The sequence below is a fragment of the Methanomassiliicoccales archaeon LGM-DZ1 genome (genome assembly GCA_030168595.1).
GTDB lineage: Archaea > Thermoplasmatota > Thermoplasmata > Methanomassiliicoccales > Methanomethylophilaceae > Methanomethylophilus.
The window spans coordinates 112,267-129,133 of sequence record CP115556.1; the positions used below are offsets into that span (position 1 = coordinate 112,267).

13 protein-coding genes are annotated in these 16,867 nt (G+C 62.3%); 9 read left to right on the forward strand and 4 right to left on the reverse strand.

Features of this window, described 5'->3' with window-relative positions; genetic code table 11:
• Positions 1-10 precede the first annotated feature (10 nt).
• Entirely contained in the window at positions 11-1,606 is a 1,596-nt protein-coding gene (locus tag O8W32_00495) for a TrkH family potassium uptake protein (protein ID WII09326.1), read from the reverse strand.
• Between the two features lies 1 nt (position 1,607).
• On the reverse strand, positions 1,608-2,951 hold the full coding sequence (locus O8W32_00500; GenBank protein WII09327.1) for an NAD-binding protein: 1,344 nt from the start codon (positions 2,949-2,951) through the stop codon (positions 1,608-1,610).
• A 243-nt stretch (positions 2,952-3,194) separates the two neighbouring features.
• Between O8W32_00500 and hisD the strand changes: the two genes are divergently transcribed.
• From hisD to O8W32_00525, 5 genes are all read left to right on the forward strand, one after another.
• The gene (hisD, locus tag O8W32_00505) at positions 3,195-4,481 is read left to right on the forward strand and encodes a histidinol dehydrogenase (protein WII09328.1); all 1,287 of its coding nucleotides are present in this window, start codon (positions 3,195-3,197) and stop codon (positions 4,479-4,481) included.
• A 2-nt stretch (positions 4,482-4,483) separates the two neighbouring features.
• Positions 4,484-6,580 (forward strand): polyphosphate kinase 1, encoded by a 2,097-nt coding sequence (ppk1, locus tag O8W32_00510; GenBank protein ID WII09329.1) that lies wholly within the window; start codon positions 4,484-4,486, stop codon positions 6,578-6,580.
• A gap of 19 nt (positions 6,581-6,599) precedes the next feature.
• On the forward strand, positions 6,600-8,156 hold the full coding sequence (locus tag O8W32_00515; GenBank protein ID WII09330.1) for a Ppx/GppA phosphatase family protein: 1,557 nt from the start codon (positions 6,600-6,602) through the stop codon (positions 8,154-8,156).
• Between the two features lie 311 nt (positions 8,157-8,467).
• Positions 8,468-9,832, forward strand: a complete 1,365-nt coding sequence (locus O8W32_00520) for an Nre family DNA repair protein (GenBank protein ID WII09331.1) — start codon at positions 8,468-8,470, stop codon at positions 9,830-9,832.
• Between the two features lie 66 nt (positions 9,833-9,898).
• Positions 9,899-10,681: a protein-ADP-ribose hydrolase gene (locus O8W32_00525; protein ID WII09332.1), complete on the forward strand. Its 783-nt coding sequence runs from the start codon at positions 9,899-9,901 to the stop codon at positions 10,679-10,681.
• 424 nt (positions 10,682-11,105) lie between these two features.
• Here O8W32_00525 and O8W32_00530 read toward each other — a convergent pair whose 3' ends face one another.
• Positions 11,106-11,522: a hypothetical protein gene (locus O8W32_00530; protein ID WII09333.1), complete on the reverse strand. Its 417-nt coding sequence runs from the start codon at positions 11,520-11,522 to the stop codon at positions 11,106-11,108.
• A 74-nt stretch (positions 11,523-11,596) separates the two neighbouring features.
• Between O8W32_00530 and O8W32_00535 the strand changes: the two genes are divergently transcribed.
• The 4 genes from O8W32_00535 to O8W32_00550 all read left to right on the forward strand — a co-directional run bounded on the left by O8W32_00535 (position 11,597) and on the right by O8W32_00550 (position 16,222).
• Complete coding sequence (locus O8W32_00535) at positions 11,597-12,448, forward strand: radical SAM protein (protein ID WII09334.1); 852 nt, start codon at positions 11,597-11,599, stop codon at positions 12,446-12,448.
• A 54-nt stretch (positions 12,449-12,502) separates the two neighbouring features.
• Entirely contained in the window at positions 12,503-14,152 is a 1,650-nt protein-coding gene (gene thsA, locus O8W32_00540; GenBank protein WII09335.1) for a thermosome subunit alpha, read from the forward strand.
• 285 nt (positions 14,153-14,437) lie between these two features.
• A complete protein-coding gene (locus tag O8W32_00545; protein WII09336.1) occupies positions 14,438-15,652 on the forward strand; it encodes an ISL3 family transposase in 1,215 nt (404 codons plus the stop codon).
• A 75-nt stretch (positions 15,653-15,727) separates the two neighbouring features.
• Positions 15,728-16,222: a hypothetical protein gene (locus tag O8W32_00550; protein ID WII09337.1), complete on the forward strand. Its 495-nt coding sequence runs from the start codon at positions 15,728-15,730 to the stop codon at positions 16,220-16,222.
• On the opposite strand, the gene O8W32_00555 is transcribed toward O8W32_00550, so the two are convergent.
• Positions 16,223-16,765, reverse strand: a complete 543-nt coding sequence (locus O8W32_00555) for a recombinase family protein (protein ID WII10057.1) — start codon at positions 16,763-16,765, stop codon at positions 16,223-16,225.
• Positions 16,766-16,867: the final 102 nt, after the last annotated feature.

The following is a 16,867-nucleotide window of genomic DNA, read 5'->3' on the forward strand; positions in this document are numbered from 1 at the left end:
TCCTCGGGCCTCATTTCCTGTCGTACCTGTCCGACAGCCCCTGTATCTTGCGGATGTACTTGCGCCCGCTGACCTGGAAGTCGGCGGACAGCCTGACATCCGACCAGAAGGACCTGGTCAGCATTATGATGGCCATGACCATCTCCATCCTTCCGAGCCACATGAGGGCGCACATCAGCGCTTTGGCGGCGGCCCCCAGCTCCTCGTAGCTGGTGAACGGGTTGAAGTGGCCGCTGCCGACGCCGGTGTTGGTGATGGCCGCCAGCACGGTCCCGAACGCGGTGTGGACGTCGTAACCCGGCTCGATGAGCATGAACACCGCCAGCCCGATCAGCATGACGATCAAGAAGAGGAAGATGGTGGATATGGCCGAGGTGATGGCCGAATTGTCCACATCGTTCCCGTCGACGCGGAGGGTGGAGACCATGCCGGGGTGTATGATCCTGCCCATGCCGGCCAGGACGTAGGACTTCATCGCCATCAGCCTGTGGATCTTGATACCTCCCGAGGTGGACCCGGACATGCCGCCGATGAACTCGATGATGAGGAGCAGCATCATGGCCATCGCGGGCCACTGGGTATAATCGGTGATGGCGAACCCGGAGGTGGTCCCGGCGGCGACGACCGTGTAGGCCGCATGCCAGAGGGACTCCCCGATCTTCCCTAGGGTGTCGAAGGAGTACTCGGTCTCGCTCGATACGACGATGACGGACGTGATGATCACGGCGCAGGATACGAACCAGTAGACCATCGTCCTGAACTCGTTGCTGCTCCAGATGGAGCGGCGGTTCTTCTTGACCAGCGAGCGGAACAGGAGGTAGTAGTTGGTGGCCCCGAGGAACATGAACACCATGGTCGTGAACTGCACGGGGAAATCGTAGCTGGCCATGCTGTCCGCCCTCGGGAGGAGGCCTCCGGTCGGGATGTCGGAGAGGGAGATGCAGACCGATTCGAACGGGGAGACGCCCATGATCACCAGGAGGAAGATCTCGATCACCGTCAGCCAGGAGTACACGCGGATGAAGTTCCTGGCGCTCTTCCCGATCTTGGTGGTGTATCCTCCGGTGTCGGAGCCGGCGAACTCATTGGTGGAGAACCCCGCGCCCCCGACGCCCAGCATGGGCAGCAGGATGACGTAGATGATGACGACCGTGATGCCTCCGGCCCATTCGACGACCGCCCTCCAGAGCAGGATGGAGCCGTCGACCGACTCCGGGTCGTCCAGGATCGTAGCGCCGGTGGTGGTGAACGCCGACACGGACTCGAACACTGAGTCCGCGATGCTCATGTCCGACAGCAGGAACGGCACGGAGATGATGGCGAACGACATGACCCAGATCTCCGTGATCAGCAGGATCCCCAGGGACGGGGACATCGACTTCTCGTTGGAGAAGAAGAGGTACATGAACAGCCCTCCTGCCAGGACGAACGGGCAGGGCATCAGGAACACGGTGGAGTCGTCCCCGATGAGCCAGGCGTACAGTCCGACGGTCAGGAGCGCGAACGCGAGGGCGGATGCGATCATCCCGAGGACCTTGACGGTCCCGGACTCCCATCTCTGCAGGGATTTGATCCTGCGCCTCGCATTGTTCATGCTGATGTACATTTCACGGCTCCGTGATCTTGTTGCCGAACAGGTGCGACAGCCTGAGGGCGTTGGGCTTGTTGACGAATAACACGGCAGTGTCGCCCTCCTTGAAGACGTCCGACAGCCTCGGGAGGATCATCTTCCCCTCGCGGATGATGGCGGCGAGCCTGACCCCCTCGGGATAGGTCACGTCGCCCACGTACTTGCCGCGGACGGGCATGTCGCGGGCGATCTCAGTCCTGAGGAGGTAGTCGCCGGGGATCTCCATCTTGGTGTAGCCGGTGTCCTTCCCCTCGATCTCCATCAGGATGGTGCGGTAGATCTCGTTGGCGATCACGCTCCTGTACCCGACGACGGACTCGATGCCGGCGTACCTGAAGATGCCGTCGTAGTCCTCGAGGGTGTAGATGGAGATGATCTTCCTGATGCCGAACCTCAGGGCGGTCATGCTGGCCAGCAGGTTCCTCTCGTCCATGTCCGACACGGTGATGATGACATCGGCGCGGTCGACGTTCTCGGACTTCAGGAACACCGGGTCGACGGGGTTGCCGTTGACCACGATGGCCTCCCTGAGCCTCTTGGCGGCGTTCCTGCACGCCTCGAGGTCGGAATCGATGATCTTGACGAAGAACCTCTCTTGCATGGCCAGGAGCGCTTTCGCGACGCGTATCGCCAGGTTCCCGGCGCTGAGGATGACGACCTCGCGGGCCTCCTTCCTGACGCCGATCTTCTCGTTGACCTCGTCCATCGCCCCCTGCATGCCCAGGACGCATACCCTGTCGCCCGCGCGGAGGTCGGCGGTGTCGACGTCGGTGATGACCGTGCTCCCCCGGTGGATGGCCATGACGGTGCATCCTTCGGGCAGGTCGGCGGACATCACGGTCTTCCCCACGGCGTTCTGCCCGTCGGAGATGCGGAACGTCGCCAGGCAGAGCCCGCCCGAGAGATGGTCGTAGGCGATCGCGTTCTCCATGTAGGTCAGGCGGATGATCTTGTCCGCTATTATGTCGGAAGGGGAGAGGATGAGGTCCGCGACATCGTTCCCGATCACATAGTCGGAATCGCGGACGCAGGCGATGGTCCGTATCGAGGGCTTGATCCTCTTCGCCTCCATGCAGATGAAAAGGCAGACGGCGTCGTCGGAGACGGCGGCGATGATGAGGTCGGCGGACACTCTCTCGATGGCCCCCTTCAGGACGTTGGGGTTGCTGCCGTCCTCTCTGAGGACGGATACCTGCAGGGAGTTCTTGGCGTTCTCAGTCCTGGCCGGGTCCTTGTCGATGATGAGGACATCGTTGTCCTTCTTGGCGGCCTGCGCCGATGCGAGCCCGACTTCGCCCGCACCGACTATGATGACTTTCACATGCATTCGATGCGGTAATCCGATATTATCTTTGCCAGGGACGGAAAGCGCCCGCGGAGCCCGCCCGAGGCCCCTTCCGATGCGCTCGCCTATATAGCCGACGGAGCCCGATATAATGTACGTATCCGGATGCTGGCACATCCGGTTCCCGGTTCCGCCGGGACAGCAGACGGGGCCTCAGGGCCCGCGTACGCGCGTACGCTGCTGGGTAATTATATTAAATAGCGGGCCATAGGCGTCAGCATGGCAAACGAGGACGGGGGCTCCTGGAAGCAGCCCGAGAAATGGAAGCCGATCACCGAGGAGTACTGGATCGCCAACCGCATGTCCAAGACCGACGAGGTCAAGGACACCGTCGAGGAGATCATCAGGAACGTCCGCGAGAACGGCGACAAGGCGCTCCGCGAGTACACCCTGAAGTTCGATAAGCAGGACATCAAGGATTTCGCGGTCTCCCGCGAGGAGATCGAGGCCGCCTACGACAAGGTCGACCAGAAGACCGTCGACGAGCTCGAGAACGCCGCCTTCAACATCGAGAGGTTCCACAAGCTCCAGGTCCCTCCCGACTACTGGCAGACCGAGGTCGAGCCCGGGATCACCCTGGGCATCAAGAGCACCCCCCTGGAGAGGGTGGGATGCTACATCCCCGGAGGGCTCGCCAGCTATCCCAGCACCGCCCTCATGACCGTGGTCGCCGCCAAGACCGCGGGCGTCGACGAGGTCGTCTGCTGCACCCCAGCCCCGGTCAAGCCCGCCGTCCTCGTCGCCCTGGACATCGCGGGATGCGACGAGATCTACACCGTCGGCGGCGCCCAGGCCATCGCGGCCATGGCCGTCGGAACCGAGAGCATCGAGAAGGTCCAGAAGATCGTCGGACCCGGGAACAGGTTCGTCACCGAGGCCAAGATACTCCTGCAGGCCGAGGTGGGCATCGACTTCCCGGCCGGCCCCAGCGAGGCTGCCGTCCTGGCCGACTCCTCCGCCGTGCCCGAGTACGTGGCCGCCGACCTGGTGGCCCAGGGCGAGCACGGCCCGTCCTCCGCCTTCGTCCTCGTGACCGACGACCCGGAACTGCCCGATAAGGTCTGGAAGTGCATGGTCAGGCAGCTCGAGAAGGAGCCGCGCAGGGACATCATCGCCAAGGCGATGGAGAACTCCGGCTACATCGTCTGCAAGGACATGGACCTCGCCGTCGAGACCATGAACGGCGTGGCCCCCGAGCACCTGTGCATCGAGGTCCGCGACCCCATGGACGTCCTCTCCAAGGTCAGGAACGCCGGCTCCATCTTCGTCGGGCCCTACACCCCCATCGCCGCCGGCGACTACGCGTCCGGTACCAACCACGTGCTCCCGACCAGCGGGTACGCCTCGGTATGCTCCGGGCTGACCGTGCAGATGTTCAGGAAGACATCCACCGTGCAGATGCTCACCAAGGAAGGCCTGGCCTCCCTGGCGCCCACCATCATGACGCTCTCCGCCGAGGAGGGCCTGCACGCCCACGGGCAGTCGGTCAGGGCCAGGAAGGTCTGAGGATGCCGAAGACGGCCGCCTCCAAGCCCGCCAAGGAGATAGACCTCTACGACAGGTCGCTCTACATCAACAGGGAGATCTCCTGGCTCGAGTTCAACAGGAGATGCCTGCAGGAGGCCATGGACCCGGGCGTCCCCCTGCTGGAGCGCGTCAAGTTCCTGGCGATATGCTACGGGAACATGGACGAGTTCTTCATGATCCGCATGCCGGGGCTGCTGGGGGCGGAGGTCGACCGCCTCATCAACATCGGCCCCGACGCCTACGACGATGAGGGCGCGCTCATCCGCGACATCAACTCCCGGGCGGCTGAGCTCATCGACGGATATGAGAACGCCTGGGCCAAGCTCGAGGCCCCGCTGGCGAAGGAGGGCATCAGCATCCTCTCCATCTCCGCCGTCGACGCGAAGCAGAAGATGTGGATCGACGACTACTACTCGGAGAGGGTTCATCCCCTCCTGACCCCCCTCGCCCTCGACATCTCCCATCCGTTCCCGTTCATATCCAACAACTCGCTGAACATCGCCGTCAAGCTCCGCAAGGAGGACGGCGAGGTGCTCTACGCCAGGGTCAAGGTGCCGGTGGGCATCCTCCCCAGGTTCGTCAAGGTGCCCTCCGGCGGGTCGACCAAGCAGTTCGTCCTCCTCGAGAACATCATCAAGGACAACATCGGGGCCCTCTTCCCGGGCCTCGAGGTCCTCGGGGCGTACAAGTTCCGCATCACCAGGAACGCGGACGTCAAGGTCACCGTCGACGAGGCGGTGGACCTGATGAGCGCCGTCGAGAACGCCCTCGATTCCAGGGACATCGGGTTCCCGGTGAGGATGGTCGTCGAGGAGTCCATGCCCACCGACCTCGTGTCCGTGTTCGCCAAGAACCTGAAGCTCAGGGACAGCCAGGTGACCAGGGCATCCGACAAGGGGATGCTGTTCACCGACCTCTGGGACATCGCCGGCCTGAACCTCCCGGGGCTGAAGTACAAGCCGTTCACCGGCTCGGTCCCCCAGGAGATCGCGGAATCCGCCAGCATGTTCGACGTCATCAGGCAGAAGGACTGGATCATCTTCCATCCCTACGAGACGTTCGAGACCGTCATCAGGTTCCTCAGGGAATCCGCCGACGACCCCAACGTGCAGTCGATCAAGATCTGCCTGTACCGCCTGGGGAAGAACTCCGAGATCATCAGGCAGCTGATGCGCGCCAAGGAGAAGGGCAAGGCCGTCTCCGTCCTCATGGAGCTGCGCGCCAAGTTCGACGAGGTCAACAACATCGCCCTGGCCAGGGAGCTCGAGAAGATCGGCGTCCACGTGGTCTACGGGCCGGTCAACCTCAAGGTGCATTCCAAGCTCCTGCAGGTGGTCAGGCTCGAGAAGGACCACCTGGTCCGCTACACCCACATGAGCTCGGGGAACTACAACGCCAACACCGCGAAGCAGTACGCCGACATCTCGTTCTTCACGGCCAACCAGGAGATAGGCGAGGACGTCGGGGAGCTCTTCAACGCCCTGACCGGGTACTTCGGGCCCAGGAAGTACAGGCATCTCCTGGTCGCCCCCCTCACCCTCAAATCGACCCTCATCGAGATGATCAGGAACGAGGCGGAGAACATGAGGGCCGGCGGGAAGGCGTACATCGCCATGAAGGCCAACGGGCTGATCGACAGCGACATCATCGCCGAGCTCTACCGGGCCTCGATGGCCGGCGTGAAGATCGACCTAAACATCCGCGGCCTGTGCTGCCTCCGCCCGGGCGTGAAGGGAGTATCCGACAACATAACGGTGACCAGCATCGTGGACAGGTTCCTGGAGCACGAGAGGATCTACTACTTCCTCAACGGCGGGGACCCCAAGATGTACATGGGCTCCTCCGACATGATGCCCAGGAACCTCATAGCCAGGGTGGAGGTCCTGTTCCCGGTCCTGGACAAGGAGATGATGATCCTCATCCGCGACCGCATCCTGAAGCCGACGCTGGAGGACAACGTCAAGTCCCGCGTCCTCAGGCAGGACGGGACGTACGTCCTGCGCAGGCCGAAGCCCGGGCAGGAGAGGATGAGGTGCCAGGAATGGTTCCTCGAGAACAAGGGGGTCTGGCACGGATAAGACGGTCGGCTTCATCGACGTGGGCACCAACTCGGTGCACATGCTGGTGGTCCGCTTCTACGACGGCTCCCTGGGGACGACCGTCTACCAGGACAAGGAGACCGTGCGCATGGGCCAGAGCCTGTACGCGCAGGGCGCCATCGACGCCGAGACCCTGGAGAAGACCAGGATCGTCATCAGGAACTTCGTCGGGGTCGCCAGGGAGTACGGGGCGTCCGAGATCGTCGCCATGGCCACCTGCGCGGCCAGGGAGGCGTCCAACCGGCAGGAGCTGGTGCACGCCATCAAGAGCGAGGGCGTGGACCTGCATGTGATCCCCGGCCTGGAGGAGGCGAGGCTCATCCGCCTGGGCGTCCTCGGGCCGGACTCGGACTGCCGGACGCTCTGCATCGATGTGGGCGGCGGGAGCACGGAGATCTCCCTGGGCGACGGGAAAGGGGGCGTGTACCTCGATTCCCTGAGCCTCGGAGCGGTCAGGCTGGCCTACGGCTCCGGCATAGACCAGAGCGGCAAGGTCACCTCCAGGCAGTACGACGCTCTCAGGAGGATCGTGGACACCGCGTCCTATCGCAGCGTCGGGAGGGTCAGGGACATGGGCTTCGACCGGGCCGTCGGCTCTTCCGGGACCATCATGGCCATCGGAGAGATGTGCGGTTCCCTCAGGGGGGACAGGGACGGATCGTACTTCACCTACACCGAGCTGTCGTCCCTGATGAAGGACGTCTGCTCCCGCGACGTCGGGGAGAGGCTGAAGCTCCCCAAGATGACGGCGAACCGCGCCGACATCATCGTGGGCGGCGGGGCCGTCGTCGAGGAGCTGATGTTCCTCTTCGGCATACAGAAGATGGAGGTCTCCAAGAACGGCCTCAGGGAGGGCATGCGCACGGAGTACCTGCTCGAGCACGGGCAGTCGGACTTCGACCTGCGCGGCTCGTCGGTGAACGGCCTCGTCTCCCGCTGCGGATGCGACAGGCGCCATGCCGATGCGGTCAGGAGGTATTCCCTCGCCATCTACGACCAGATGGCGGAGAAGGGGATCATCGCGGGCGATTCCCGCTTCCGCGAGCTCCTGGGATATGCGGCGGAGCTCCATGACGTGGGGGAGTTCATCAGCTACGAGAGGCACGCGGCGCACTCCTTCACGATAATAAAGAACTCCTTCCTGCCGGGGTTCGACGAGCACGAGCTCCTGCTCATGGCGCTCATGGCCAGGTTCCACCACAGCTCCGTCCCGGGCCCCTCGTCGAAGTACTTCGCCGGCCTCGAGCCCGATGAGGCCGGTCCCCTGAGGGAATGCGCCCTGGTCCTGCGCATGGCGGACATCCTGGACAGGAGCAGGGACCGTTCCGTGGAGTCGATCGAGGTCTCCCCGGTGGGAGCGAGCGTCGTGATGCGCCTGATGTGCACCCGCGACATCAGCATGCAGCTGTGGAAGCTCAAGACCATCAGGGACGAGTTCTCCAACGTCTTCGACAGGAAGCTGCGGGTCGTGGACATAAGGGAGCCTGCGCACCGACCTTCCCCGCCGGCGGACGGCCGTTCCGGCGCCCGGGCGCCGCTTTCGGACAGGAGTTAAAATATCAGAAAGGCCATCTCGGAACCATAAGTTCGGGACAGCCCCCTTGCACTTGGCGAAAGCCAGGTTGTCCCGGGCTTTGCTTTTTCTCTGCTCCGTTCCGCGGCCATGCTCTCTTTCCGGCATGCGCTGCGTTCCGGATGTTCCCGGGCATGATGCAGGTCGGCCGTCGGAAGAACGATCATCAGTTCGGCTCGATGAAATCCGAACAGCCGTCGGCCCGGCGATCTTCCCCAGCATGCAGGCATCATGATGCACGATCATCCGCTGGGATGGCATCTTTTATCATCCGCATTGCAGTATGCGAGGGCATGGGCGGTTTCTTCGACGAGATGGTGAAGGAGGAGGGCGCAGGCTCCGTGAAGTCCGGCCTCTGCGTCATATGCAAGGGCGCCCACATGCTCTGCGGCAAGGAACGCTGCCCCCTGATGATCAAGTTCTACTCCCGCCAGAGATCGCGCCCCATCACCTCGTCCAAGGACCTGGCCGGGAGCAGCCCCCCGGGCGTCTTCATCGGCCGCTACGGTTATCCGAAGGTGGCCATCGGCCCCCTCCTCCCCGGGGAGTTCGGCGACACCAAGGTCATGGACACCCCTGAGATGTGGATGGGGAAGTCCATCGACGATGTGGTGAGCATGAGGGACGGGCTCGTCAGGGGCAAGTTCACCATCGACGCGAAGGATCAGAGCAAATGGGGGAAGGACGTCCTGACCGTCCAGGAGCTGTCGCTGACCAAGGACCCGGTCTCCGTGGAGGCCAAGTTCTCCGAGCGCCCCCACGGGAGGATCGTCCTCGATGACGAGATCCAGCCCTTCGGCCCGTCGGCGAAGATGGAGAGCTTCAGCAAATCCAACGGGAAATGGGAGCGGAACCTGGAGAAGGGCTACTACGACACCGACGAGAACGCCAAGTCGGCGGTGCTGGAGGCCTATTACAACGGCACCCTCATCTCCGAGATCCAGAAGGCGTTTTCGGCGGGGACGCTGGGGGTCCAGAAGAACCGCCGCTTCGTTCCCACCAGATGGAGCATCACGGCCGTGGACGACATCATCGGGAAGGACTACCTGTCGCGCACGCGCTGGTACCCGACCATCGACGACTACCGGGTCTACCATTTCGAGCAGCTGGATAACAGGTGGTGCATCATCATGCTCCCGACCACCTGGCGCTTCGAGCTGATCGAGGCATGGTACCCGGACACCGCCTGGAACCCGGCCAGGTCGAGCATCCCCTCGGGCATCGGGGACAACGATATGTTCGGCAGGGGCGTCGAGATAATACACGATTCCGAGTTCTTCGACAGCAGGTGGGAGTACGCGCACATCGGCGGATGCTACTACGCTTCGAGGATGGCGGTGAACGAGCTGCTGGAGAGGGAGCACCGCACTGCAGGCGCGGTCATCTGCAGGGAGGCCCATCCCGGTTACGTGATGCCCGTGGGCGTGTGGAACGTGAGGGAGAACGTACGCATGGCCCTGAAGCAGGAGCCGCACCGCTTCGACAGCCTCGACGGCGCCCTGGGATACCTCTGCTCGGTCATGGACATACCCAGGAGGGTGTGGATCAGGAACTCGGATGTGCTCACGGACTTCCTGAGGCAGAGGAGGATCGAGGACTACTACGGGAAGAGCAAGACCGACCTGGGACCTGATCGACGGGCGGTCACTTCCGGGTAAGTATGTTGCGGGGCGGTTACTTCTCCGGATATAAACCCCGAAGAGCATCATGATGCCCGACGAAGAATGGACCAGGCTCAGAGGAGAATATATCTTATCAAGAGGCTGCTCGCCGAAGCAGGAGAGGGCGGTGCCGCTGTCCCAGAAGGCGAAGATGAGCAGAAGCGCCTGCTCAGGTCGCTGATGAACATCCGCCCCCCGGGGGCCGCGGACGGGGACTTCCTGGAAGTCCAGGACGAGTACCTGCGCAATGAGATAGAGGAAGCCGGCATCACGGACATCGCGGACCTCCGCCCGGTCTGCGGGGACCTTTACCTTTGGCAGGGGGACATCACCCGCCTGTGCTGCGGAGCCATAGTGAACGCCGCCAACAGCGGGATGACCGGCTGCTATGTGCCCTGCCACGCCTGCATCGACAACTGCATCCACACCTATGCCGGCGTGCAGCTGAGGCTGGAGTGCGCCCGGCTGATGTCCGGGAAGCCTGCCGGCGAGCCTGTCGGGCAGGCCGAGATCACAAGGGCGTACAATCTGCCGTGCAGGTACGTCATCCATACGGTCGGGCCTATGATCCGGGGATCGGTCTCCCCCGAGGACGAGCGCCTCCTGGCATCGTGCTACCGCTCATGCCTGGAGCTTGCTGACGCTCATTCGGCCGGGAGCATAGCGTTCTGCTGCATCTCGACCGGCGTGTTCCGCTTCCCCAACAGGAGGGCGGCCGAGATCGCCGTGGACACCGTCAGGGCATACAAGGAAGATACAGGGAGCGGGATCGAGGTGATCTTCTGCGTCTTCAAGGGCACGGACCTGGAGATCTACCGCGGCCTTCTGGGGGCAGGGAAGCGATGATGCTGACCGAGCTCGAGGAGAAGGACAGCCCCGAGGGGTACAGGAGGAAGATAGAGAGGCTCCGCAGCGCCCTGGAAAACTCGGACGCCGTCGTCATCGGCGGAGGTGCCGGCCTCTCGGCTTCCGCCGGGTTCGACTACGGAGGGAAACGCTTCGAAGATAACTTCTCGGATTTCAGGGCCAAGTACGGCATCCGCGACATGTACAGCGGCGGGTTCTACCCGTTCCCGACGCAGGAGGAGTACTGGGCCTGGTGGAGCCGCTTCATTTGCATCAACCGTTACGACACCGCTCCCGGGAAGCCGTACACCGACCTCCTGGAACTGGTGAAAGGCAGGGACTACTTCGTCCTGACCACCAATGTGGACCACCAGTTCCAGCTGGCCGGTTTCGATAAGAAGAGGCTGTTCTACACCCAGGGCGACTATGGGCTCTTCCAGTGCAGCGTCCCCTGCACGCAGGAGACGTACGATGACGAGGCCGCCGTGCGCAGGATGGCCGCCGAGCAGAAGGACATGCGCATACCCTCGGAGCTCATCCCCCGCTGTCCCAGATGCGGGAGGCGGATGGTCCCCAATCTCCGCGTCGACGGCAGGTTCGTGCAGGACAGAGGGTGGTACGAGGCATCCGGCAGATATCGTGAATTCCTAGACAGGACCGACGGCAGGCGCGTCCTCTTCATGGAACTGGGCGTCGGCGGGAACACGCCCGGGATAATCAAGATCCCGTTCCTGAAGATGGCCGCGGACAACAGCAATGCGGTATACTCCTGCGTGAACCTCGGGGAGGCGTACACCGGGAAGGGGATCGAGGAGAGGTCCATCATCCTGAACGCCGACATCGGTGCGGTCCTCCGCGACGTCCTCGCATCGGAGCGACGGAAATACCATTTACCGTGCCTCCCATGGGAGAGGCGTGAAGGATTGGTTCGGGACGGAGGACGGAGGCGGCACCCGCCTGCCGGAGTTCCAGAACAGGGACAGGTGGGACGGCGTCTACGAGACGGTGACCTGCAGGCGCGCCCTCTCGCCCTCCGGGCTCCCCGGGATAGACTACGCGCTCAACCCCTACGGGGGCTGCGAGCACGGCTGCGTCTACTGCTACGCCCCCGAGGTCACCCATTCGCCCTGGGACACCTGGAGGGTGGTCAGGGTGAGGGTCAACATAGCGGACCGCCTGGCCGCCGAGCTCCCGGGGCTCAGCGGAACGGTGGGGATCGGCACGGTCACCGATCCGTACCAGGGGGCGGAGGCGAGGTTCATGCTGACGAGGAGATGCCTCGAGGTCCTGAGCGCCAGGAGGTTCCCTGTCCATGTGCACACCAAATCCGACCTGGTCCTCAGGGACACCGACCTGCTCTCCGGGATGAAGTGCATCGTCGGGGTGACGGTCACCGGACTGGACGAGAGGGGCTCGAAGATCCTCGAACCGGGGGCTCCTATGCCGGAGGCCCGCCTGAGGGCGATAAAAAGGCTCTCCGACGCCGGCATCCGCGTCTATGCGCTCATAGGCCCCGTCCTGGACCGCCTGGAGGGTCAGGAGGAGGAGTTCTGCGATGCAGTGGCCGCCGCCGGGGCGAAGGAGGCGGTGCTGGACCGCCTCAATCCCAGGACTGAGCTCTCCGCCCGCCTGGCCAGGATGGGCGTGTCCGGCTCCCCTGCGGCCCTCGGGAAGATAAGGGACGGGCTGGAGGCCCGCGGCATCTCCGTCAGCGACGCCTTCCAGCGCTCCCGCCGATCCCCGTGTTATCAACCGGGGGTTACATAGATGTATTTTTATAGAAGAATAAAATAACCGATATCCAGCAAACGGAGAGTTCACATGTACGGAAACAGCAACCAGCCTATCATCGTACTGAAAGAAGGAACCCAGAGAAGGAAAGACAAGGAGGCGCAGTTCAACAACATCGACGCCGCCAAAGCAGTGGCCGATTCTGTAAGGTCCACCCTCGGACCCAAGGGAATGGACAAGATGCTCGTCAACACCATCGGGGACGTCGTCATCACCAACGACGGAGTCACCATCCTGAAAGAGCTCGATGTTCAGCACCCCGCTGCCAAGATGCTCGTCGAGGTCGCAAAGACCCAGGACACCGAGTGCGGCGACGGCACCACCACCTCCGTCGTCCTCGCCGGAGAGCTTCTCAAGCAGTCCGAGGAGCTCATCAACGCCAACGTCCACCCCACCGTCATCACCAACGGATACAACATGGCGGCCGCCGAGGCCATCAAGATCCTCAACGAGATCGCCATCGACGCCAAGAATGACAAGATGCTCAAGACCGTCGCGGACACCTCCCTCACCGGGAAGGACGTCGGAGACGACTCCGACAAGGACCACCTCGCGAACCTCGTCGTGAAAGCGTCCAAGTTCGTCGCCGATGAGAACGGCCGCGTCGACACCAAGAACATCCGCATCACCAAGAAGGTCGGAGGAGTCATCGCCGACACCTACCTGGTCCAGGGAGTCGTCATCGACAAGGAGCTCGTCCACTCCAGGATGCCCAAGATCATGAAGAACGCCAAGATCGCGCTCTTCAACTGCGGCCTCGAGGTCAAGAAGACCGAGATCGATGCGCAGATCCAGATCACCGACCCCAACAAGATGAACGACTTCCTCGCCGAGGAAGAGGCCGGCATGAAGGCCATGGCTGACCACCTCAAAGAGGTCGGAGCCAACGTCGTCTACACCTCCAAGGCCATGGACGAGCTCGTGCAGCACTACCTCGCGAAATACGGCATCATGGGCTACAGGAGGCTCAAGGAGTCCGACATCGAGGCCATCGCCAAGGCCACCGGCGCCAACATCTGCGGCGCTGTCGACGAGCTCACCGCCAAGGACCTCGGTACCGCCGAGCAGGTCGAGGAGAAGAAGATCGGCGAGGACGGCATGTCGTTCATCACCGGATGCAAGGACCCCAAGGCCGTCACCATCATGGTGAAGGGCGGGACCGAGCATGTGATCGAAGAGGTCGAGCGCGCCCTGCAGGACGCCATCAGGACCGTCGGCATCACCCTTGAGGACGGAAAGGTCGTCGCCGGAGCCGGCGCGCCCGAGATCGAGCTCGGCATCAGGCTGCAGAAGTACGCCGCCTCCGTCGGCGGAAGGGAGCAGCTCGCCATCGAGAAGTTCGCCAAGGCCATGGAGATCATCCCCTGGACCCTTGCCGAGAACGCCGGTCTCGACCCCATCGACGTCATCATCAAGATGAAGTCGGCCCACGAGAACAACAAGAACGGTGCCTACTACGGCATCGACCTCGACACCGGCGAGCCCACCGACATGAAGAAGAAGAACGTCATCGAGCCCCTCAGGGTCAAGACCCAGGCCGTCAACTCTGCGACCGAGGCCGCCAACATGATCCTCAGGATCGACGATGTCATCGCCGCCAGGAAGGCGCCTCCCGCGCCTCCCCAGGGCGCCGGAGCCGGAATGCCGGGAGCGGGCGGAATGCCCCCCGGCATGATGTGAACCTCCAAACCCTTTGAAGGGGCCCCCTGCGGGGCCCCTGCATACTCTCACTCCAGCCCGGGAATGCCGTTCGCGGCGGGGCTTCCTGCCCCGTGTCTCGCTTCTATTCCAGCAGATCTGTGAACGGCAATTCCTGCCATTTCTCAATAAAATAATTAGGTTCTATAACATTTCGTGTGGAATCGGGCAGAGGAGCAGGCTCATAATCGATCATGCGCATACGCACCTGTGTGCGCCAAAAGGAGCTGTAAGGCACCTTCGCCGAAGGGCGAAGGATGCGCCCCGATGACATTGGAGCAGTCGATGAAATTCATCCTCGGGGTGGAGACCGATCAGTGGAAAATAACGGCGATCCGGGGAGGAGTGGAGGATGACGTGAAGGTCACCCACATCGACATGGATTTCATCGGAGACCCCGGAATATGTCCGGAGTGCGGATGCAGACGTTCGATCCACGACGCCAGGGTCAGGGTATGGAGACATGCCAATCTGGACGATACCGTCTGCTACATCCATGCCGCGATACCGCGCTGCATGTGTCCCAAGTGCGGGAAGATAACCCAGGCGGACATACCCTGGGCGGATCAGCGCGTGAGCTATACGAAGAGGTTCATGGAGGCGGCCATCGAACATATGGCACAGATGTCGCTTGCAGCGGCATCGAGGCTTCTCAAGGTGTCCTGGAAGGTGCTGGACGATATAGTCGGGGCCGTTGTCGACCGCCATCTCGATTCCATGGACCTGTCCGGACTGAGGCGCATCCGTGTGGATGAGACGGCGGCGAAGAAGCACCATAAGTACATCACGGCAGTGACCGACGCCGATACCGGGGATATCGTGTTCATAACCAAGGGGAAGGATTCCGATACCATCAGGGAATTCGCTGTCTGGCTCTGTGAACATGACGGCGACCCGCGGGCCATCGAACTGATCGCCACGGACTTCGGCGATGCGTTCATCGCCGGCGCCAAAGAATATCTCCCCAACGCCGAGCCGGTCTACGACCCGTTCCATCTGGTCCAGATCGCCAACAGGCATCTGGACCGCGACCGCGCATCGACGCAGATCAACGGCCAGAGGAGGAAATCCGTCCGTTACGCGCTGCTGAAGAACCCCGAGAACCTCCGTCCGGATGAGATGCATGAGCTCATGGACATAACCAAGGACAACGAGCTTGTAGGTACATCCTATCAGATGAAGGAGTCCCTCAGGCAGGTGTTCGACTACTCATACGAGCAGATCGATCTGGCACGTGCCCATCTGGTCAGATGGGCGCAGTGGGCCGCAGAGGAAGGATCCGCGGGTTTCAGAGCATTGGCCAAGACCGTGAAGAAGCATCTCGAAGGGATATTGAAGGCCATAGAGACCGGCATCAACAACGGCTACCAGGAATCCCTCAACGGCAGGGTGCAGCTGTCCAAGGGATTGGCGAGAGGTTACGGGAAGGAGATGCGTCTCGGAAGGATAGTGTTCTTCCGCGACAGCTGCAGGTCGTTATGAGCCTGCTCCTCTGCCCGATTCCACACGAAATGTTATAGAACCAATAATTAAAGAGCGTGCGCGTTGTTCAATCAAATGACGGCAGGTAAAGGCAGATGGGTGTTCCTTGACGGGACAGTGGTCGCATATGGCCACGTTCACGCCGGCAGCCCCGGAACCGCATCGGCCGATCATCACCGTCACACGTTCTCATTCCCCATCCCGAAGAGGAGGAGGCTGAGCGCTTTCATCATCGCGACGGTCCTGCTGTCCTCGGTCCTGGTGGGCATATCCTTCGCATGCTGCAAGGAGGCCTCCATCGATTGGAGCATCATCAACGACAGCGGCTCCGATCTGGATGTAAAGATCTACATCGACGGCGACCTGGTCAGCAGCGGAGACTCCCTGAACGACCAGTACGAGATGCACAACATCTCCGAATATACCGATCATTTCAACATGTTCAGCAGCAGCGATACTATACGTTTCACTGTGATCGGGACGGACTCAGACGGCAACAGCCACATCGCCGAAAAGACCTTGGTGCTGCACGACGGGGATAAGGTCCTAATACATATCACCCTGTATTGATCATCGCGAGGTTCCGATAGCATGTATTGTCCCAGATGCGGAAAGGAGAATCCCGACGGATCGTCGTTCTGCAACGCGTGCGGGTCCCCGATCGTCGGAGGGTCCGCGAAGGCGGCGGATAAACCCGCCGGTGATTCCGATAAAAGCTCCGGGAACATCATCGGTTCGGTCGCATCGCTGATCTCGGCTGTTGCCGCCTTGGCCGTCGTGGCCATAATCGTTTTCACGTGGATATCCGTCCTCTCCGAATGGTGAGGCCGCCCCTTCTTCCGTGCCCCAGTCGTCTTCGGGGACCGTCAGACGGTCCTTCTTCTTGGACGGGTCCCTCTCCCTCGACGCCGCCAGCCTCTGGAGCTCGTTGAAATCGGCGGGACTGACTGCTGTTCCGGCGTAATGCCTGTAGAGCACCCCGTTCCATCTCATGTAGCCGGCGTAGATCGGATTGTGGACCATCGACCCGATGCTGTACGCCGTCCATCTGCTGCCCCTGCGCGTGCGCACCCCGTCGCGGTTGAGGGCTTCGGCTGCGGCCGCCTGGGACATGCCTCCCGAGCAATAGGCGAAGACCTCCCTGACGTGCGCCAGCTCCTCGGGGACGCTCCTGAGGAGCCCGTCCTCCAGCACATAGCCGTACGGAGGGTTCAT